The sequence below is a fragment of the uncultured Pseudomonas sp. genome, from assembly GCF_913774235.1.
Taxonomy (GTDB): Bacteria; Pseudomonadota; Gammaproteobacteria; order Pseudomonadales; family Pseudomonadaceae; genus Chryseomonas.
On record NZ_CAJYDW010000017.1, the window covers coordinates 28,269 to 47,153 of the forward strand.

General features: G+C 67.4%; 15 protein-coding genes. 6 read left to right on the forward strand and 9 right to left on the reverse strand.

Annotated features, from left to right (window positions below; genetic code table 11):
• Positions 1-96: 96 nt before the first annotated feature.
• Positions 97-1,473, reverse strand: a complete 1,377-nt coding sequence (locus QZ471_RS17205; RefSeq protein WP_295466016.1) for an amino acid permease — start codon at positions 1,471-1,473, stop codon at positions 97-99.
• A 356-nt stretch (positions 1,474-1,829) separates the two neighbouring features.
• On the opposite strand from QZ471_RS17205, the gene QZ471_RS17210 reads away from it, so the two are divergent.
• Positions 1,830-4,097: a YgiQ family radical SAM protein gene (locus QZ471_RS17210; protein WP_295466018.1), complete on the forward strand. Its 2,268-nt coding sequence runs from the start codon at positions 1,830-1,832 to the stop codon at positions 4,095-4,097.
• Between the two features lie 122 nt (positions 4,098-4,219).
• A complete protein-coding gene (locus QZ471_RS17215; RefSeq protein ID WP_295466020.1) occupies positions 4,220-4,675 on the forward strand; it encodes a transposase in 456 nt (151 codons plus the stop codon).
• Between the two features lie 142 nt (positions 4,676-4,817).
• Here QZ471_RS17215 and QZ471_RS17220 read toward each other — a convergent pair whose 3' ends face one another.
• From QZ471_RS17220 to urtA, 7 genes are all read right to left on the reverse strand, one after another.
• Positions 4,818-5,672 carry a shikimate dehydrogenase gene (locus QZ471_RS17220; RefSeq protein ID WP_295466022.1) on the reverse strand — a complete coding sequence of 285 codons (855 nt, stop codon included), beginning with the start codon at positions 5,670-5,672 and terminating at the stop codon, positions 4,818-4,820.
• A 4-nt stretch (positions 5,673-5,676) separates the two neighbouring features.
• Complete coding sequence (gene aroQ, locus QZ471_RS17225; RefSeq protein WP_295466024.1) at positions 5,677-6,117, reverse strand: type II 3-dehydroquinate dehydratase; 441 nt, start codon at positions 6,115-6,117, stop codon at positions 5,677-5,679.
• Positions 6,118-6,311: 194 nt separating this feature from the next.
• Positions 6,312-7,010 carry an urea ABC transporter ATP-binding subunit UrtE gene (gene urtE, locus QZ471_RS17230; protein WP_295466026.1) on the reverse strand — a complete coding sequence of 233 codons (699 nt, stop codon included), beginning with the start codon at positions 7,008-7,010 and terminating at the stop codon, positions 6,312-6,314.
• Between the two features lie 144 nt (positions 7,011-7,154).
• On the reverse strand, positions 7,155-8,000 hold the full coding sequence (gene urtD / locus QZ471_RS17235; RefSeq protein WP_295466028.1) for an urea ABC transporter ATP-binding protein UrtD: 846 nt from the start codon (positions 7,998-8,000) through the stop codon (positions 7,155-7,157).
• The gene (urtC, locus tag QZ471_RS17240; protein ID WP_295466030.1) at positions 7,997-9,076 is read right to left on the reverse strand and encodes an urea ABC transporter permease subunit UrtC; all 1,080 of its coding nucleotides are present in this window, start codon (positions 9,074-9,076) and stop codon (positions 7,997-7,999) included. Before urtC ends, urtD begins: the two co-directional genes overlap by 4 nt.
• A complete protein-coding gene (gene urtB / locus QZ471_RS17245; RefSeq protein WP_295466032.1) occupies positions 9,073-10,641 on the reverse strand; it encodes an urea ABC transporter permease subunit UrtB in 1,569 nt (522 codons plus the stop codon). Before urtB ends, urtC begins: the two co-directional genes overlap by 4 nt.
• Positions 10,642-11,099: 458 nt before the next feature.
• A complete protein-coding gene (gene urtA / locus QZ471_RS17250) occupies positions 11,100-12,374 on the reverse strand; it encodes an urea ABC transporter substrate-binding protein (protein WP_295466033.1) in 1,275 nt (424 codons plus the stop codon).
• A gap of 259 nt (positions 12,375-12,633) precedes the next feature.
• Here urtA and QZ471_RS17255 point away from each other — a divergent pair, with 259 nt between their 5' ends.
• Genes QZ471_RS17255 through QZ471_RS17265 form a run of 3 tightly spaced genes read left to right on the forward strand, consistent with a single transcriptional unit; the run spans position 12,634 to position 16,286 of the window.
• Positions 12,634-13,608 (forward strand): NAD(P)-dependent oxidoreductase, encoded by a 975-nt coding sequence (locus tag QZ471_RS17255; RefSeq protein ID WP_295466035.1) that lies wholly within the window; start codon positions 12,634-12,636, stop codon positions 13,606-13,608.
• 2 nt (positions 13,609-13,610) lie between these two features.
• Entirely contained in the window at positions 13,611-15,128 is a 1,518-nt protein-coding gene (locus tag QZ471_RS17260; RefSeq protein WP_295466038.1) for an aldehyde dehydrogenase family protein, read from the forward strand.
• Positions 15,129-15,131: 3 nt separating this feature from the next.
• Positions 15,132-16,286 (forward strand): M20 aminoacylase family protein, encoded by a 1,155-nt coding sequence (locus QZ471_RS17265; RefSeq protein ID WP_295466040.1) that lies wholly within the window; start codon positions 15,132-15,134, stop codon positions 16,284-16,286.
• A gap of 28 nt (positions 16,287-16,314) precedes the next feature.
• Here the strand turns inward: QZ471_RS17265 and QZ471_RS17270 are convergent, their stop codons facing one another.
• The gene (locus tag QZ471_RS17270) at positions 16,315-17,217 is read right to left on the reverse strand and encodes a LysR family transcriptional regulator (protein ID WP_295466042.1); all 903 of its coding nucleotides are present in this window, start codon (positions 17,215-17,217) and stop codon (positions 16,315-16,317) included.
• A 330-nt stretch (positions 17,218-17,547) separates the two neighbouring features.
• On the opposite strand from QZ471_RS17270, the gene QZ471_RS17275 reads away from it, so the two are divergent.
• The gene (locus QZ471_RS17275) at positions 17,548-18,873 is read left to right on the forward strand and encodes a DUF3100 domain-containing protein (RefSeq protein WP_295466044.1); all 1,326 of its coding nucleotides are present in this window, start codon (positions 17,548-17,550) and stop codon (positions 18,871-18,873) included.
• Positions 18,874-18,885 lie beyond the last annotated feature (12 nt).

Sequence of the window (18,885 nt, forward strand, 5' to 3'; positions counted from 1 at the left end):
GATAGTTTGCCTGACAGGAGCGGCCGCATCGGTGGACCGCCACCGCCGCGATCAATGGCGTCCCGCCAACATCGGCCTGCGAGAGATCAGGGGTGATCAGCCCCGGCGCAGCTTGAAGCAGAGGAATAGGAAGGCCAGCCAGACCGGAATGGCATAGACCGAGACGGCGATGCCGGGGATGCGCAGCATCAGCACCAGGATCATGCCGACGAAGGCCAGGCACAGCCAGTTGGCGAAGGGCGACCAGAACGCCGGGAAGTGCGAGGTGCGGCCAGCCTGGCGCTGGGCGGCGCAGAATTTCAGGTGGGTCAGGCTGATCAGCGCCCAGGCGATCACCAGCGAGGCCACTACCAGCGACATCAGCAGCTCCAGGGCATTCTGCGGCAGCAGGTAGTTGACCACCACGCAGAGCAGGGTCACCGCCGAGGACACCGCGATGCCCAGCAGCGGTACGCCACGGCGATTGGTACGCAAGAGCGCGCGTGGGGCGTCGCCCTGTTCGGCCAGGCCGTAGAGCATGCGGCTGGTGCAGTAGACGCCGCTGTTGTAGACCGATAGCGCCGCGGTCAGCACTACGAAGTTGAGCAGGTGGGCGGCGGTGTCGCTGCCGAGCAGGGCGAAGGTCTGCACGAAGGGGCTGCCGGCATAGTCGTCACCGCCGGCGCCGATGCTGCGCACCAGTTCGTCCCAAGGGTGCAGCGAGAGCAGGATGGTCAGGGCGCCGACATAGAAGATCAGGATGCGCCAGACCACCTGGTTGATGGCCTTGGGGATGACGCTGCGCGGCTGGTCGGCTTCGGCGGCGGTGATGCCCACCAGCTCCAGGCCGCCGAAGGAGAACATGATGATCGCCAGCACCGCGAACAGACCGCTCCAGCCATTGGGCAGGAAGCCGCCATGGCTCCAGAGGTTGCTCACCGAGGCCTCGGGTCCGCCGGCGCCGCTGATCAGCAGCCAGAGGCCGAAGGCCATCATGCCGAGGATGGCCACCACCTTGATCAGGGCGAACCAGAATTCGGTCTCGCCGAAGGCCTTCACGTTGAACAGGTTGATGGCGTTGACCAGCACGAAGAACACCAGGGCGCTGGCCCAGGTCGGCACCTCGGGCCACCAGTACTGCACGTACTTGCCCACCGCGGTGAGTTCCGACATGCCCACCAGCACATAGAGCACCCAGTAGTTCCAGCCGGAGAGAAAGCCCGGGAAGCGGCCCCAGTAGCGACTGGCGAAGTGGCTGAAGGAACCGGCCACGGGCTCCTCGACGATCATCTCGCCGAGCTGGCGCATGATCAGGAAGGCGATGAAGCCGGCGATGGCGTAGCCGAGGATCATCGCCGGACCGGCCGACTTGAGGACCCCGGCCGAGCCGAGGAACAGACCGGTGCCGATGGCCCCGCCGAGGGCGATCAACTGGATATGACGATTCTTCAGGCCGCGCTGCAACTGGCCGGCGGCGGGTTGGGGCTGGGACATGGACGGGGGTGTCTCGGTGGTGAGGGGGAGCGGGGGGCTATGGTAGCACTCCTGTCGAGTTGGGCCGCTGAGTGAGCTTTCCCTCACCCCGGCCCTCTCCCAGAGGGAGAGGGGGAAGAACGTAGCGTGGCAGGGGTTGCCAGTGAGTTTCCCTGACGGCCCTCTCTCCCCTAGGGAGGGGTACAAGTAGGTGCGCGGGGTGCTTTTGCCCCCTCTCCCTCGGGGAGAGGGTTGGGGTGAGGGCGGGTCCAGAGCCACCGTCGATAGCCAAAGGCAATCGATGTCCGGGGGCTGAACTGGTCATTTTTTGTGCTATTCTGCGCGCCCTCCAAAACACCCCCTTCCCGGAAGCTGCCATGCAAGCCGCGACGCCGCTGTTCGACTATCCGAAATACTGGGCCGAGTGCTTCGGTCCGGCGCCGTTCCTGCCCATGAGTCGGGCGGAGATGGACCAACTCGGCTGGGACAGCTGCGACATCATCATCGTCACCGGGGACGCCTACGTCGATCATCCGTCCTTCGGCATGGCCATCATCGGCCGCCTGCTGGAGGCCCAGGGTTTCCGCGTGGGCATCATCGCCCAGCCGGCCTGGCAGTCGAAGGACGACTTCATGAAGCTCGGCGAGCCGAATCTGTTCTTCGGTGTGGCCGCGGGCAACATGGACTCCATGATCAACCGCTACACCGCGGACAAGAAGATCCGCTCCGACGATGCCTATACCCCGGGCAATGTCGCCGGCAAGCGGCCGGATCGTGCCAGCCTGGTCTACAGCCAGCGCTGCAAGGAAGCCTACAGCCATGTGCCTATCGTGCTGGGCGGCATCGAGGCCTCGCTGCGCCGGATCGCCCACTACGACTACTGGCAGGACAAGGTGCGCCGCTCGATCCTGATGGACGCCACCGCCGATATCCTGCTCTATGGCAACGCCGAGCGGGCGGTCGTGGAGATCGCCCAGCGGCTGTCGCGTGGCGAGCAGGTCGAGTCCATCACCGACGTGCGCGGCACCGCCTTCATCCGCCGGGACACCCCTGAGGGCTGGTTCGAGGTCGATTCGACCCGTATCGACCGCCCCGGTCGCGTCGACAAAATCATCAACCCCTACGTCAATACCCAGGACACCGAGGCCTGCGCCATCGAGCAGGCGAAAGGCGAAGTCGAAGACCCCAACGAAGCCAAGGTGGTGCAGCTGCTGGAAAGCCCGCGCATGACCCGCGACAAGACGGTGATCCGCCTGCCGTCCTTCGAGAAGGTGCGCAACGACCCGGTGCTCTATGCTCACGCCAATCGCGTGCTGCACCTGGAGACCAACCCGGGCAACGCCCGCGCCCTGGTGCAGAAGCATGGCGAGGTGGACGTCTGGTTCAATCCGCCGCCCATCCCCATGACCACCGAGGAAATGGACTATGTGTTCGGCATGCCCTATGCGCGGGTGCCGCACCCGGCCTATGGCAAGGAAAAGATCCCGGCCTACGAGATGATCCGCTTCTCGGTGAACATCATGCGTGGCTGCTTCGGTGGCTGCACCTTCTGCTCCATCACCGAGCACGAAGGCCGGATCATCCAGAATCGCTCCCACGACTCGATCATCCGCGAGATCGAGGAGATGCGCGACAAGGTACCGGGCTTCACCGGCGTGGTCTCGGACCTGGGCGGGCCGACCGCCAACATGTACCGCATCGCCTGCAAGGACCCGGAGATCGAGCGCCACTGCCGCAAGCCGTCGTGCGTGTTCCCCGGTATCTGCGAGAACCTCAACACCGATCATTCGTCGCTGATCGAGCTGTACCGCAAGGCGCGGGCGCTGCCGGGGGTGAAGAAGATCCTGATCGCCTCGGGGCTGAGATACGACCTGGCCGTGGAGTCGCCCGAGTATGTCAAGGAACTGGTCACCCACCATGTCGGCGGCTACCTGAAGATCGCCCCCGAGCACACCGAGCGCGGTCCGCTGGACAAGATGATGAAGCCGGGCATCGGCAGCTACGACCGCTTCAAGCAGATGTTCGAGAAGTACACCAAGGAGGCGGGCAAGGAGCAGTACCTGATCCCCTACTTCATCGCCGCGCACCCGGGCACCACCGACGAGGACATGATGAACCTCGCCCTGTGGCTCAAGCGCAACGGCTTCCGCGCGGATCAGGTGCAGGCCTTCTATCCCTCGCCGATGGCCACCGCCACGGCCATGTACCACTCGGGCAAGAATCCGCTGCGCAAGGTCACCTACAAGAGCGACGGTGTGACCATCGTCAAGAGCGAGCAGCAGCGCCGCCTGCACAAGGCCTTCCTGCGCTACCACGATCCCAAGGGCTGGCCGCTGCTGCGCGAGGCGCTGGAGCGCATGGGCCGCGCCGATCTGATCGGCCCTGGCAAGCACCAGCTGATCCCGGCCACCCAGCCGGTCGGTGACGGCGGCTACCAGAGCGCCCGGCGCAAGAATTCCACCCCGGTGGGCAGCAAGAAGACCGGCACCGGTAGTGGGCGTATCCTCACCCAGCACACCGGCCTGCCACCGCGCGCCAGCGACGGCAGCAAGGCCTGGGACAAGGGCCAGGAAGGCCAGGCCACCGGCTACGCCAAGGGCGGCCCGCGCAAGAAGTCGCGGCGCCAACCGAATATGCCGCGGTGATGATATAGGTTCTAATCGCGGCCATGGGCCGCTCCTACGGAAATATCGGAACCTGTAGGAGCGGCCCATGGCCGCGATTGGATTGACCGAAAGACTTCATCTTCATCACTCAAGGACGAGCGATGTCATCACGCCATGCGGCGCTGCGCAGGGGCCGGGTTTCTTTGCCTGGCCAGCTGTATCTTCTTACCTCCACGACCGTGGATCGCCAGGCGCTGTTTGCCGAGTTCCATTTGGCGTGCGCGGCGGCTCGTGCCTTTAACGATCCTCGTCTGCTTGATGACGCCAGGTTGCTTGCCTGGGTGTTGATGCCGGATCACGTTCACTGGCTGGTTTCGCTAGGCGAGTGCTTCAGCCTGGAAGAGCTGGTGCTCCGTCTCAAATCGGCGAGTGCGCGTCGGGTCAATGCTATCCGCAATACCAAAGGGGCTGTGTGGGCTCGCGCCTATCACGACCATGCCTTGCGGGCGGAGGAGGATGTCCAAGGAGTGGCACGGTACATCGTCGCCAATCCGGTGCGGGCGGGGTTGGTGCGGCGGGTAGGGGATTATCCGTTTTGGGATGCGGTGTGGGTGTAGCTGTTGCCGCAGAACTTATCGCGGCCATGGGCCGCTCCTACAGGCGCCGATATAACCTGTAGGAGCGGCCCATGGCCGCGATGAGATGATCTGCTCCAAGACCGGCCGCATCGGCGGACCGCCATGGCCGCGATAAACCGCGCTACCCGCGCAATTCGGCGAAGTGGGCCTGCATGCGGTCGGCGTTGGCGGTGCGGCCGCTGAAGAGTTCGAAGGCCTTGACCGCCTGGAATACGGCCATGGTGCCGCCGTCCAGGGTGCGGCAGCCAAGGGCGCGGGCGTGGCGCAGCAGTTCGGTTTCCAGCGGGAAGTAGATGATCTCGGCGACCCACAGGCCGGGGTGCAGCAGCTCGGCCGGCAGCGGTAGGCCGGGCAGCTTGGCCATGCCCACCGGCGAGGTGTTGACCAGGCCGTCGGCGGCGGCAACGGCGGCAGCCTGGTCGGTGCCGACCGCGGCGCGGCCGGGGCCGAAGTGGCGGGTCAGGTTGTCCACCAGCGCCTGGGCACGCTCGGCCTCGACGTCGAAGATGAACAGCTGGTCCACGCCCTCGGCGAGCAGGGCATGGGCCACGGCGCTGCCAGCGCCGCCGGCACCCAGTTGCACTACCAGACCCTTGGCCACGTCCGGCAGGCCACGGCGGAAGCCCTCGGCGAAGCCCAGACAGTCGGTGTTGTGACCGACCGCGCGGCCATCGGCCAGCACCACGGTATTCACTGCGCCGATGCCGCGGGCCTCGGGGGAGAGGTCGTCGAGCAGCGGGATGATCGCCTGCTTGCAGGGAAAGGTGATGTTGAGACCGGTGAAACCGGTGCGCTGGGCAGCCTGCAGCAGCTCGGGCAGGGCGTCGGCCTTGAGGCCGAGGGCGTCCAGGTCGATCAGCCGATAGAGGTATCTCAGGCCCTGGGCGTCGCCCTCGCGCTCGTGCATGGCGGGGGTTAGCGAGGCCTGGATACCGGCGCCGATGAGGCCGGCGAGGACGGAGGTGGGTGCGGTCATGGACTCAATTCCCCTGGTGTGCGATGAGCGCGGCGATGGCAGCGCGATAGCCCTGGCTGCCGAGGCCGCAGATGACGCCGACGGCGATGCCCGACACATAGGAATGATGCCGGAAGGACTCGCGACGATGCACGTTGGACAGGTGCACCTCGTAGACCGGCAGTTCGCTGGCCACCAGGGCGTCGCGCAGGGCCACCGAGGTGTGGGTCCAGGCGGCGGGGTTGATCACCACCCCGGCATAGGCGCCGCGGGCCGCGTGGATCCAGTCGAGCAGTTCGCCTTCGTGGTTGGTCTGGCGGAAGTCGACTTCATAGCCATCCGCGGCGGCGGTGCGTTCGCACAGGCGGGCGACGTCGGCGAGGGTTTCGTGACCGTAGGTAGCGGGTTCGCGGGTGCCGAGCAGATTCAGGTTGGGGCCGTTGAGGACCAGGATACGGCGAGACATGGAGGGCTTCTCTGTGTTGTTGTTATGGCCGAAACGGGTCGGCGATGCAGAGAAAATGTACCAGGCGGTTACTTTCGTCAATCGGTGCAGGACGGTCGGCGGCGGAAGCGTTCGATTATCGCCCGCGATCGGAGCCCGCTGTATCGGGCGCCGCCGCGGTCAGCCGACGACGACCGCGGTGCCTTCGCGCGGGCTCAGATCGCCACCAGCCCGCGGACGCCTTCGGCCTCCATGTCGCTGCCACGGCCGCGCTGGACGATCTCGCCGCGGGACATCACCAGGTAGTTGTCGGCCAGTTCGCTGGCGAAGTCGTAGAACTGTTCCACCAGCAGGATGGCCATGTCGCCGCGCTTGGCCAGGTGGGCGATGACGGTGCCGATCTCCTTGATCACCGAGGGCTGGATGCCTTCGGTGGGCTCGTCGAGGATCAGCAGCCGTGGACGGCTGGCCAGGGCGCGGCCGATGGCCAGTTGTTGCTGCTGGCCGCCGGAGAGGTCACCGCCGCGACGCTGGCGCATCTGCCGCAGCACCGGGAAGAGTTCGTAGATGGACTCGGGCACCTCGCGGGCTTCCCGGGCAGGAAAGCGCGACAGGCCCATGAGCAGGTTTTCCTCGACGGTCAGACGCGGAAAGATCTCCCGGCCCTGGGGCACGTAAGCGATGCCGGACTGGACCCGCTGGTGGGGCTTGCGCGCAGTGATGTCCTGGCCTTCCCAGGTGACGCTGCCGCGCTTGGCCGGGATCAGACCCATGAGGCAACGCAGCAGGGTGGTCTTGCCGACGCCGTTGCGGCCGAGCAGGCTGGTGACCTCGCCGATGGGGGCCTCGAAGGACAGGCCGCGCAAGATGTGGCTACCGCCGTAGTATTGATGGAGTTCGTTGACCTGGAGCATGGGGGCCTCGGTTAGGTCTGTCTATCGCGGCCATGGGCCGCTCCTACGGATAGGGTGCCGCTCGTGGCCATGGCGGTTCGTCGATGTGACTGCTCCAGGTAGGAGCGGCCCATGGCCGCGATGCGCATTCTCAAGTCTGAAGCGTCAGCGCCCCAGGTACACCTCGATCACCTGTTCGTTGGCCTGGACCTGGTCCAGCGAGCCTTCGGCCAGGACGTGGCCCTGGTGCAGCACGGTGACGTGGTCGGCGATGCTGCCGACGAAGCCCATGTCGTGCTCCACCACCATCAAGGAGTGCTTGGGCACCAGCGACTTGAACAGCTCGGCGGTGAATTCGGTCTCGGCGTCGGTCATGCCGGCCACGGGTTCGTCGAGCAGCAAGAGTTGCGGCTCCTGCACCAGCAGCATGCCGATCTCGAGGAATTGCTTCTGGCCGTGGGAGAGTAGGCCAGCCGTGCGGCCGCGGGAGTCCTGCAGGCGGATGGTGGTGAGCACCTCTTCCAGGCGATCGCGCTGTTCACCGGCGAGTCGGGCGCGGAGGCTGGCCCAGACCGACTTGTCGGTCTTCTGCGCCAGTTCCAGGTTCTCCCAGACGGTCAGAGCTTCGAACACCGTGGGCTTCTGGAACTTGCGGCCGATGCCGGCCTGGGCGATCTGCACCGGTTGCAGGCGGGTGAGGTCCAGGGTCTCGCCGAACCAGGCCGTGCCGCGGTCGGGGCGGGTCTTGCCGGTGATGACGTCCATCATGGTGGTCTTGCCGGCGCCATTGGGGCCGATGATGCAGCGCAATTCGCCGACGCCGATGTAGAGGTTGAGGTCGCGCAGGGCCTTGAAGCCGTCGAAGCTGACCTCGATGCCTTCCAGGCTGAGGATGGTGCCGTGGCGGGTGTCGAGGCCCTTGCCGGCGCGGTGGCCGAGGCCGCTGGCTTCGCCACCGATGCCGGGATCGAGCAGCTCGGCGGCCGTGGGGGGAACGGGGGCGGCTTTCATGCGTCGCGCTCCTTCTTGATGAGGCCGATCACGCCACGCGGCAGGTAGAGGGTGACGACGATGAACAGGGCGCCGAGGAAGAACAGCCAGTACTCGGGAAAGGCCACGGTGAACCAGCTCTTGGCGCCGTTGACGATGCCGGCGCCGAGCACCGGGCCGATCAGGCTGCCGCGCCCGCCGAGGGCGACCCAGATGGCGGCCTCGATGGAGTTGGTCGGGGCCATCTCGCTGGGGTTGATGATGCCCACCTGGGGCACGTAGAGGGCGCCGGCCAGGCCGCAGAGCACCGCCGAGAGCACCCAGACGAACAGCTTGAAGCCACGCGGATCGTAGCCGCAGAAGGTCACCCGGTTCTCGGCGTCGCGGATCGCCGTGAGGATGCGGCCGAACTTGCTCTGCGCCAGGCGCCAGCCCAGCCAGAGACTGGCCACCAGCAGCGCCACGGTGAGGGCGAAGAGCACCGCGCGGGTGCCCTGGGCCGCCACCGGAAAGCCCAGCAGAGTGGTGAAGCCGGTGAAGCCGTTGTTGCCGCCAAAGCCGGTCTCGTTGCGGAAGAACAGCAGCATGCCGGCGAAGGTCAGCGCCTGGGTCATGATGGAGAAATAGACGCCCTTGATCTTCGAGCGGAAGGCGAAGAAGCCGAATACCAGGGCCAGCAGGCCGGGGGCCAGCACCACCAGACACAGGGCCCAGAGGAAGTGGTCGGTGCCGGCCCAGAACCAGGGATAGCTGGTCCAGGAGAGGAAGCTCATGAAGGGCGGCAGGCCGTCACCGGCGGCCTGGCGCATCAGGTACATGCCCATGGCGTAGCCGCCCAGGGCGAAGAACAGCCCGTGGCCGAGGGAGAGCATCCCGGCGTAGCCCCAGACCAGGTCCAGGGCCAGGGCGACGATGGCGTAGCAGAGGATCTTGCCCACCAGGGTCAGGGTGTAGGCCGAGACCTGCAGGGGGTTGTCGGCCGGCAGCAGGGACAGCAGCGGCAGGGCGATCAGCACGGCGAGGGCCAGGCCGAGCACGGCCAGGCTCAGGCGTGGACCGACTTTCTGCACGGCGGTGAGGGCGAGTGGCTGGTTCAATCGATGACCCTCCCCTTGAGGGCGAACAGGCCCTGGGGCCTTTTCTGGATGAACAGGATGATCAGGCCGAGGATGAGGATCTTGCCCAGCACGGCGCCGATCTGGGGTTCGAGGATCTTGTTGAGGATGCCCAGGCCGAAGGCCGCCAGCACGCTGCCGGCCAGTTGGCCGACGCCGCCCAGCACCACCACCAGGAAGGAGTCGATGATGTAGCTCTGGCCGAGGTCGGGGCCGACATTGCCGATCTGCGACAGGGCCACGCCGCCGAGGCCGGCGATGCCGGAACCGAGGCCGAAGGCGAGCATGTCGATGTGGCCCGTCGGTACGCCGCAGCAGGCGGCCATGTTGCGGTTCTGGGTCACGGCGCGCACGTTCAGGCCCAGGCGGGTCTTGTTCAGCAGGGTCCAGGTGAGGATCAGCACGAAGACCACGAAGCCCAGGATGATCACCCGGTTCCAGGGCAGGAGCAGGTTGGGCAGCACCTGGATGCCACCGGACAGCCAGGCCGGGTTGGCCACCTCGACGTTCTGGGCGCCGAACAGCACCCGCACCGCCTGGATCAGCATCAGGCTGATGCCCCAGGTGGCCAGCAGGGTTTCCAGTGGCCGGCCATAGAGATGGCGGATCACGGTGCGTTCCAGCGCCATGCCGATGGCGGCGGTGACCAGGAAGGCCACCGGCAGCGCCAGCAACGGATACCAGGCCAGCCACTCGGGGGCCAGACGCTGCAGGGTCAGTTGCACCACGTAGGTGGTGTAGGCGCCGAGCATCAGCATCTCGCCGTGGGCCATGTTGATGACGCCGAGCAGGCCATAGGTGATGGCCAGGCCCAGGGCGGCCAGCAGCAGGATGGAGCCCAGCGACAGCCCGGTGAAGGCCTGGCCGAGCAGATCGCCCAGCAGCAGCTTGCGGTCCACCTGGGCAAGGCCGGTGGCGGCGGCCTTGCGGACGTCTTCGTTGGCTTCCACGGCCGGATCGAGCAGGGCCTGCAGGCGGGTCTTGGCCTGGGGCTCGCCGGATTCGCCGAGCAACCGCACCGCGGCCAGGCGCACGGCGGGATCGGGATCGGTCAGCTGCAGATTGGCCAGGGCGGCGGCGAGGGCGGCCTTCACGTCCTTGTCGGCCTCGGTCTGCAGACGCTTTTCCAGGAAGGGCCGTTGCTCGGGCTTGGCCTCCTGGCGCAATGCCTGGGCGGCGGCCAGGCGCTGGGTGGCGTCGCTGGAGAGTAGGCCACCGCTGGCCTGGGCGGCGCCGATGAGCACCCGTAGGCGGTTGTTCAGACGGATCTGCTTGGGCGTGCCGGCGGGCGCGGCGGCCTCGCCTTCGGCGGCGGCGAAGGTGTCGCCGGTCTTGTAGAAGGGGCGCTTGGCGTCATCGACGTAGAGGCGACCGTCCTGCAGTGCCTGAAGCACCGGGAGCTGGGCGGGATCGGGCGCGGCGGCCCAGTCCTGCAGCAGTTTGGCCTGGTCGCTGGCGCTGACGGCGGCGAGATCGGCGGCGGGGCCGGCCTGGACCGTGCCGGCGAGCAGCAAGAGCAGGGGCAGAAGGAAAAGGCGTAGGGACATGCGCGGCCTCGTCGGTGGGTAAAGGCTCCTGCGCGTCGGCTCCCGAGGGAGGGGCGCGCGTGGCCTTGTTTCTGGCGCCGGCGCCCGGCGGTCTGGCCGGGTGCGCTGGCGGGCCCTCACCCCGGCCCTCTCCCAGAGGGAGAGGGGGAAGAGCGAGGGCTCTGGTATAGCTGGTGCGTCCGCCTTGGCGGGAAGCATCTTGACCCTTACCCCGGCCCTCTCCCAGGGAGAAGCGGGGGCTCTGGTGTAGCTGGTGCGTCCGGCCTTGGCGGGAAGCGCCTTGGCCCTCACCCCAGCCCTTTCCCAGGGGGGAAGGGGGAAGAGCTGTTGGCTTCGGCGCGCCTTTTGCCCTCACCCCAACCCTCTCCCAAGGGGAGAGGGGGTAAGAGCGGGGTGCCACCTGTCAGGCTTCGCTCCCCTCTCCCTGGGGGAGAGGGGCCGGGGGTGAGGGCTGACCGTTACTTGCCGCTCTTCACCGGTTCGTCGGACTTCTTGTCGTTGCCGGGGATGTAGGGGCTCCAGGGCTGGGCGCGGACCGGACCCTGGGTTTGCCAGACGACGTTGAACTGACCGTCTTCCTGGACCTCGCCGATCATCACCGGCTTGTGCAGGTGATGGTTCTTCTCGTCCATCTTCACGGTGTAGCCGTCCGGCGCGGCGAAGGTCTGGCCGGCCATGGCCACGCGCACCTTGTCGACGTCGGTGCTGCCGGCCTTTTCCACCGCCTGGGCCCACATGTGGATGCCGATGTAGGTGGCTTCCATGGGGTCGTTGGTCACGGCGGTCTGGTAGTTGGGCAGGTTCTTGGCCTTGGCGTAGGCCTTCCAGGCCTCGACGAACTTCTTGTTGACCGGGTTATCCAGCGACTCGAAGTAGTTCCAGGCGGCCAACTGGCCCACCAGCGGCTTGGTGTCGATGCCGCGCAGTTCTTCCTCGCCCACCGAGAAGGCCACCACGGGTACGTCGGTGGCCTTCAGGCCCTGGTTGCCCAGCTCCTTGTAGAAGGGCACGTTGGAGTCGCCGTTGATGGTGGAGACCACCGCGGTCTTGCCGCCGGCGGAGAACTTCTTGATGTTGGCGACGATGGTCTGGTAGTCGCTGTGGCCGAAGGGGGTGTAGACCTCTTCGATATCCTTGTCCTGGATGCCCTTGCTGTGCAGGAAGGATCTCAGGATCTTGTTGGTGGTGCGCGGGTACACGTAGTCGGTACCCAGCAGGAAGAAGCGCTTGGCGCCGCCGCCTTCTTCGCTCAGCAGGTACTCCACCGCCGGGATGGCCTGCTGGTTCGGCGCCGCGCCGGTGTAGAAGACGTTGGGCGACATCTCTTCGCCTTCGTACTGCACCGGGTAGAACAGCAGACCGTTGAGTTCCTCGAAGACCGGCAGGACCGACTTGCGCGACACCGAGGTCCAGCAGCCGAAGGTGACGGCGACCTTGTCCTGGGTCAGCAGTTGGCGGCCCTTCTCGGCGAACAGCGGCCAGTTGGAGGCCGGGTCGACCACCACGGGTTCGAGTTTCTTGCCCAGGACCCCGCCCTTGGCGTTGATCTCGTCGATGGTCATCAGCGCCATGTCCTTGAGCGAGGTCTCGGAGATGGCCATGGTGCCGGAGAGCGAATGCAGGATGCCGACCTTGATGGTGTCCGCGGCGTGAGCGGCGCTCCAGGGAAACAGGCCGCTCATGAGCAGGGCGCTGGCGGCGAGGGTGGTCTTCAGTAGGGGGCGGCGCTTCATGCGAATGGCTCCTGGCGACGTGCGCTGTTGTTGGGCTGGGCTCGGGGCCCGGCAGACGCCATTTCAGGATTTGTGCCAGCGGGCGGGCGACCGCGCGGTGGCTAGTGACGGCTGGCCTGACCGGTCGTTCAGGAATGGTCGCATGCACTGATTTGGGGCTGCGCGATGCACGCTGATCGGGCTTTGCACGGTACTGGTGCCGAGGGCAGATCCGTTGCCTTTCGCGCAACACGAAAGACCGAATGCCGTATTGGTGGTGATGCCTGGGGCCTCCCATACTCGATCGCAAGGGCTGGCCAGCGGGCCGGTCGACCGTCATCCGCGAAGAGAGGAAGAACAAGGCATGGGCAGTCAGGTCGGGGTAATCGGACTCGGAAACATGGGCGGCAACATGGCGATCACCCTGGCGCGCAAGGGCATACCGGTCATCGGGCTGGACCCGTCCAGTGCGGCCTGCGAGCGGGTCGCCGCCCAGGGTGTGGCCGTCGCCGGTGATCTGGCCGCCCTGGCCGCCAGCAGCGACGTCATCGTGCTGTCGCTACCCAAGGCCGAGCATGTCGAGGCCGTGTGCCTGGGCGAGGCGGGGCTGGTCGGTCGCGTGCGGCCGGGTACCGTGGTGGTCGACACCACCACTTCTACCCCCGAAACCAGTCGCCGGGTGGCGGCGGCCTTCGCCGAGGTGGGCGCCGACTTCCTCGATGCCCCGGTCTCCGGCGGCCCCGCCGGTGCCGCGGCCGGCACCATGACCATGGTCATCGGCGGTAGCGAGGCGGCCCTGGCCAAGGCGCTGCCGGCGCTGGAAGCCATGAGCGCGACCCGCGTGCACGTCGGTACCGTGGGCGCCGGCAACATCGCCAAGATCGCCAACAACCTGCTGGCCGCGGCGCACCTGATCACCACCGCCGAGGCGGTGACCATGGCCGCCCGCGCTGGCGTCGCCCCGGAAAAGCTGATCGAAGGCATCAACGCCGGCTCCGGGCGCAGCGCCGCCAGCCAGGCCATGTTCCCCACCTGGGTGCTGAACAAGGCCTACAACTCCGGCTTCACCATGGGCCTGATGCGCAAGGACGTGGGCCTGGCCCGCGACCTCATCGCCGAACTCGGCCTCGACCTGCCGCTGGCCGCGGCCACCGCCCAGGCCTGGGCGGCGAGTGCCGAGACCCTGGCCGATGGCGAGGATTTCTGCGCCATCGCGCGACGCACCAGCGAAGACCTGTTCGGTAAGGGGGAATGATCATGATGAATGCCAAGGCTCTGGAATTGCTCAAGCCCTTCTGGGGCGACCGCCAGCAGGTCGCCAGCTACGTGGACGGCGAATTCGTCGAAGGCAGCGGCGAGCAGGTCAACGTCCGCAACGCCCATGACGACAGCCTCGCCTACAGCTACCCCGATGCCGACCTGGCCGTGGTCGAGCGCGCCGATGCCGCCGCCCGCCGGGCGCGCGAGGAGTGGCGCGCCCTGACCGCCCAGGCGCGCGGACGCATCATCTACAAGGTAGGCGCCCTGATCCGCGAAGAGGCCGAGGCCCTGGCGCAGCTGGAATCCCTGACCGCCAACAAGCCGATCCGCGATGCGCGCGTCGAGGTGCTCAAGGTCGCCGAGATGTTCGAGTACTACGCCGGCTGGGCCGACAAGCTGCACGGCGAAGTCATCCCGGTACCCACCAGCCACCTCAACTACGTGACCTACGAACCCCTAGGCACGGTGCTGCAGATCACCCCCTGGAACGCGCCGATCTTCACCGGTGGCTGGCAGATCGCCCCGGCCATCACCGCCGGCAATGCGGTGATCCTCAAGCCCTCCGAACTGACCCCGGTGACCTCGCTGCTGCTCGGCGTGCTGGTGGAACGCGCCGGCGCGCCCAAGGGCCTGGTCAACGTCCTCGCCGGCCAGGGCCATACCGTGGGCCAGCAGGTGATCGCCCACGCCGACATCCGCAAGGTGGTCTTCGTCGGCTCGCCGGCCACCGGCCGTCACATCGCCGCCGCCGCGGCCCAGCGCTGCATCCCGGTGGTGCTGGAGCTGGGCGGCAAGTCGGCCAACATCGTCTTCGAGGATGCCGACCTGGACCTGGCCGTACGAGGCGCCCAGGCGGCGATCTTCTCCGGCGCCGGCCAGAGTTGCGTCTCCGGTTCGCGCCTGCTGGTGCAGGAGTCCATCTACGAGCGCTTCATCCAGGCGGTGGCCCGTGCCGCCAGCCAATTCAAGGTCGGTGACCCGAGCGATCCAGAGACCCAGATCGGCCCGATTCACAATGCCAAGCAATTCGCCCACGTGCGCCGGATGGTGGAAGGTGCCCTGGGCGAGGGCGCCCGGCACGTGGCCAATGGCGTCGAGCCGCTGCCGGCCGGCACCGGTTACTACGTCAATCCCACCGTGCTGGCCGGTCACAACGGCCTGGCCTGCGCCCAGGAAGAGATCTTCGGGCCGGTGGTGGTGGCCATTCCCTTCAAGGACGAGGCCGACGCCATCCGCATCGCCAACGACAGTCGCTTCGGTCTCGCTGGTGCGGTCTGGACCCGTGACGTCGGTCGCGCCCACCGGGTGGCCCGCGGCGTGCGCGCCGGTACCTTCTGGGTCAACGGCTACAAGACCATCCACGTCAGCTCGCCCTTCGGTGGCTATGGCGAGAGCGGCTATGGCCGTTCCTCCGGCCTCGACGCCCTGCGCGAATACAGCGAGGTGAAGAGCGTCTGGGTGGAGACCGCTGCGGTGCCCGCCGCGGGCTTCGGCTATGGCGCCAGCTTGGAGTAACGGATGACCATTCACCAATCCCTGCTGGACGATGCCCGCAGCTGGCGGCGCGACTTCCACGCCCATCCTGAACTGGGCTTCGCCGAGCACCGCACCGCGGCGCGGGTAGCCGAACTGCTGGAAGGTTTCGGCCTGGAGGTCCATCGCGGCCTCGGCGGCACCGGGGTGGTCGGGGTGCTGCGCCACGGCGAGGGTCCGAGCCTGGGGCTGCGCGCCGACATGGACGCCCTGCCGATGCAGGAGGTGGGGGACGTCCCCCATCGGTCCACCGCGGCCGGACGTATGCACGCCTGTGGCCATGACGGCCATACCGCCATCCTGCTGGCCACGGCCCGCCATCTGAGCGAAAACCGTGACTTCCGCGGCACCCTCTATTTCGTCTTCCAGCCCGCCGAGGAAAATCTCGGCGGCGCCCAGCGGATGATCGAGGACGGCCTGTTCGAGCGCTTTCCGATGGACGCCATCTACGGCCTGCACAACTGGCCGGGACTGCCGGCCGGCCAGGTGGTGGTCAATCCGGGGGCCATGATGGCCTCGCTGGACACCTTCGCCATCACCCTGACCGGCAAGGGCTGCCACGCGGCCATGCCCGAGCGCGGCCGCGATCCCATCGTTGCCGCCGCGGACCTGATCCTGCAGCTGCAGACCATCGTCGCCCGGCGGATCTCGCCGCTGGCGTCCGCAGTGGTCAGCGTGACCATGATGGAGGCGGGGGAGGCGATCAATGTCATTCCCGAGGTGGCGCGACTCAGGGGGACGGTGCGCTGCCTGGATGGCGCGGTGCGCGCCGAGGTCGAGCGGCTGATCGGCGAGATCGTCGCCCAGGCGCCGCTGGCCCAGGGCGTGCGCGGCGAGCTGGAATTCACCCGGGGCTACCCGGTGACCCAGAATCATCCCGCCCAGGCGGCGCGGGTGCGGAAGGCGGCGGTGAAGGCCTTTGGGGCCGAACGGGTCAGCGACGGGGTACCGCCGTCCATGGCCTCCGAGGACTTCGCCTTCATGCTGGCAGCACGTCCCGGGGCCTATCTCTGGCTGGGCGTCGACGGCGCCCAGCCCTCGGCGCCGCTGCACAACCCGGCCTATGACTTCAACGACGCCATCATCGAGCCGGCGGTCAGGCTGTGGGCGGAGCTGGTGCGGCAGGAGTTGCCGGCCTAAAAACCCTTGCAACGGGTCCGCTGAGCGCTCAGCGAAAGGCGGTCATCCGCTGCACCAGGCTGGTCCGCAGCTCGTCCGCGGCGCGGCTGAGCTTGCGCCCGAGGCGGGTGACCAGCTCGACGTGGGCGCGGGCGAAGCCCGGATCGGCCAAGGGCAGGGCGTGCAGGGCGCCGCTGTCCAGCTCCTGGGTGGCGGCGAACAGCGGCAGCAGGGTCACGCCGCCTTCGCGTGCATAGTGCTTGAGCAGGGCGAAGGTATTGCAGGTGAGGGTCGGTGCCAGGCGCTGGCCGGCGGCCTGCTCCACGGCGTCGAGCATCTGGCGAATGCCGTAGGAAATCTCTGGCAGCGCCAGGCGGTGCCGCGCCAGTTCGTCCAGGCTCACAGGACCCTGCGTCCTGGCCAGCGGATGCGCCGGGGCCACCAGCGCATAGAGCGGCTGCGGCCGGCTGCCGTGTACCCGCAGGTGCGGATCGCGCGGCGGATTGAACACCAGTCCCAGATGCGCTTCGTCTTCCACTACCTGGCGGATCACCTCGTTGGTGCCTACCACGTTGACCCTGACCTCGATCTCCGGATGCCGCGCGGAGAAGTCCCCCAGGGTATGCGACAGGTCGCCGATAAACCCTTCGCCGATGGCCAGCACCACGTTGCCGGTGCGCAGGCCCTGGAGGTCGGCGATGGCGTCTCGCAGGCCGTCGAGCTGGGTCTGGCGCTGGCGGAAGTAGTCCAGGACGAGCTGGCCGGCCTCGGTCGGGGTGATGCCGCGGCGGTGTCTTTCGATGAGGTCGACGCCCAGTTCGGCCTCGACCTGAGCGATCTGCCGGCTGACCGCGGACGGGGCGATGTCGAGGGCGTCGGCGGCAGCGCGCACGCTACCCAGGCGCACGGCCTCGACGAAGTAATGCAGGCGCTGTTCGTGAATTCCACGCATCCTTGTGTTCTCGTAAAGGCAACGGAAAAGGCTGTTTCCAGTATTGGAGAGAGAACAGGCCGCTGTCCATACTCGGGCCAAGACCACGGCTGCACCGGCCTGGACGAGGGCCGCGCTGCAGTGCCCCGGAACCCTGGAAAACCCCGAGCGAGACGCTGTTGACGCCGTGGGCTCCCTCTTCCGGTAAGCCACGCCTGCGCCCTCGACCAGGCACCTAGAACGACCGGGTCACGCTCCCTTGCGGAGCCCTTTTCTGCCCAGCGGGCCTCGCCGCTCGCGTCTGCCAACCATACCTACAACCGAGCCCGCGAGTGGGCCGCAGGGGGAAGAATGAGCGCCAACCCGACTCTGGCCGTCGGCCAGGACCGTGCTGTCAGCGATACCGTGAAACTCTATTTCTGGGCGGCGCTGGTGCTGCTGATCGCCGAGCTGATCGGCTCGGTCAGCATCCCGTTGGGGCCGGGCAAGGTGGTGCTGCTGCCGATGATCTGGGCGCTGTTGCTGGGCGCCGCCGTTGGCCTGGCCAGCAAGCGTCTGCCGCAGGGCTTGAGTGTCAGCCGCAGCGCCCAGGTGCGCTCGGCGGCCATCCTGCAGTACGCCCTGCTGATCTTCATCGCCAAGCTCGGCCTGGTGGTGGGTGGTTCCTTGCCCACGGTGATCGCCGCCGGCTGGGCGCTGGCCTTCCAGGAGCTGGGCCATTTCGTCGGCACCATCCTGCTCGGGCTCCCTGTGGCGCTGCTGCTGGGCATCAAGCGCGAGGCCATCGGCGCCACCTTCTCGGTGGGGCGCGAACCGAGCCTGGCGATCATCGGTGAACGCTACGGCATGGACTCCCCGGAAGGCCGCGGCGTACTCGCCGAATACCTCACCGGCACCCTGATCGGCGCGGTGTTCATGGCCATCGTCGCCGGCTTCATCGCCAGCCTGAACATCTTTCACCCCTATTCCCTGGCCATGGGGGCCGGCATCGGCTCGGGTAGCATCATGGCCGCCGCGGCCGGTGCGGTGGCGGCCCAGCAGACCCCCGAGGTGGCCAAGGAGGTCATGGCCCTGGCCGCTGCGGCCAACCTGATCACCACCACCCTGGGTACCTATTTCACCCTGTTCATCTCCCTGCCGCTGGCGGTCTGGGGTTATCGAGTGCTGGAGCCGCGCATCGGCCGGACCACCAAGGCCTCCTTCGCCCAGAGCGCAGTGGACCAGACGGTGGTGGACGAGCCGGTGGAGCTGGGGTGGTCGGGACGCCTGAGCGCCTGGTTCGCCGCGGCCGGCCTGGCCCTGCTTGGCACCTTCGTGGCGACCAAGGCGCTGCCGGCTGCCGCCCTTACCGCGGTGGCGCTGATGATCGGCGCGGCCTTCATCGGCGAGTTGCTCTGCCAGCTGTTCCGTCGCAAGGTGCCGGCGGTGTGCTGGGTGTCGCTGGTGGCCATGTTCCTCACCTCGCCCTGGTGCCCGCTGGCGCCGCAGATCACCGCCGCCTCCAATACCGTCGGCGTGCTGGCGGTGATCACCCCCATGCTGGCCTTCGCCGGCCTGTCCATCGCCAAGGACATCCCGGCCTTCCGCCGCCTGGGCTGGCGCATCGTGGTGGTGTCCCTCACCGCCGGCTTCGGCACCTTCATCGGTGCGGTGTTCATTGCCGAGCTGTTCCACTAGGAGCCTGTTCAT

Excerpts from the sequence above, each read along its gene's own strand:
- QZ471_RS17205 (WP_295466016.1), bottom strand. The coding sequence starts at position 1,473 with ATGTCCCAGCCCCAACCCGCCGCCGGCCAGTTGCAGCGCGGCCTGAAG.
- QZ471_RS17210 (WP_295466018.1), top strand. The coding sequence starts at position 1,830 with ATGCAAGCCGCGACGCCGCTGTTCGACTATCCGAAATACTGGGCCGAG.
- QZ471_RS17215 (WP_295466020.1), top strand. The coding sequence starts at position 4,220 with ATGTCATCACGCCATGCGGCGCTGCGCAGGGGCCGGGTTTCTTTGCCT.
- QZ471_RS17220 (WP_295466022.1), bottom strand. The coding sequence starts at position 5,672 with ATGACCGCACCCACCTCCGTCCTCGCCGGCCTCATCGGCGCCGGTATC.
- aroQ (WP_295466024.1), bottom strand. The coding sequence starts at position 6,117 with ATGTCTCGCCGTATCCTGGTCCTCAACGGCCCCAACCTGAATCTGCTC.
- urtE (WP_295466026.1), bottom strand. The coding sequence starts at position 7,010 with ATGCTCCAGGTCAACGAACTCCATCAATACTACGGCGGTAGCCACATC.
- urtD (WP_295466028.1), bottom strand. The coding sequence starts at position 8,000 with ATGAAAGCCGCCCCCGTTCCCCCCACGGCCGCCGAGCTGCTCGATCCC.
- urtB (WP_295466032.1), bottom strand. The coding sequence starts at position 10,641 with ATGTCCCTACGCCTTTTCCTTCTGCCCCTGCTCTTGCTGCTCGCCGGC.
- urtA (WP_295466033.1), bottom strand. The coding sequence starts at position 12,374 with ATGAAGCGCCGCCCCCTACTGAAGACCACCCTCGCCGCCAGCGCCCTG.
- QZ471_RS17255 (WP_295466035.1), top strand. The coding sequence starts at position 12,634 with ATGCCTGGGGCCTCCCATACTCGATCGCAAGGGCTGGCCAGCGGGCCG.
- QZ471_RS17260 (WP_295466038.1), top strand. The coding sequence starts at position 13,611 with ATGATGAATGCCAAGGCTCTGGAATTGCTCAAGCCCTTCTGGGGCGAC.
- QZ471_RS17265 (WP_295466040.1), top strand. The coding sequence starts at position 15,132 with ATGACCATTCACCAATCCCTGCTGGACGATGCCCGCAGCTGGCGGCGC.
- QZ471_RS17270 (WP_295466042.1), bottom strand. The coding sequence starts at position 17,217 with ATGCGTGGAATTCACGAACAGCGCCTGCATTACTTCGTCGAGGCCGTG.
- QZ471_RS17275 (WP_295466044.1), top strand. The coding sequence starts at position 17,548 with ATGAGCGCCAACCCGACTCTGGCCGTCGGCCAGGACCGTGCTGTCAGC.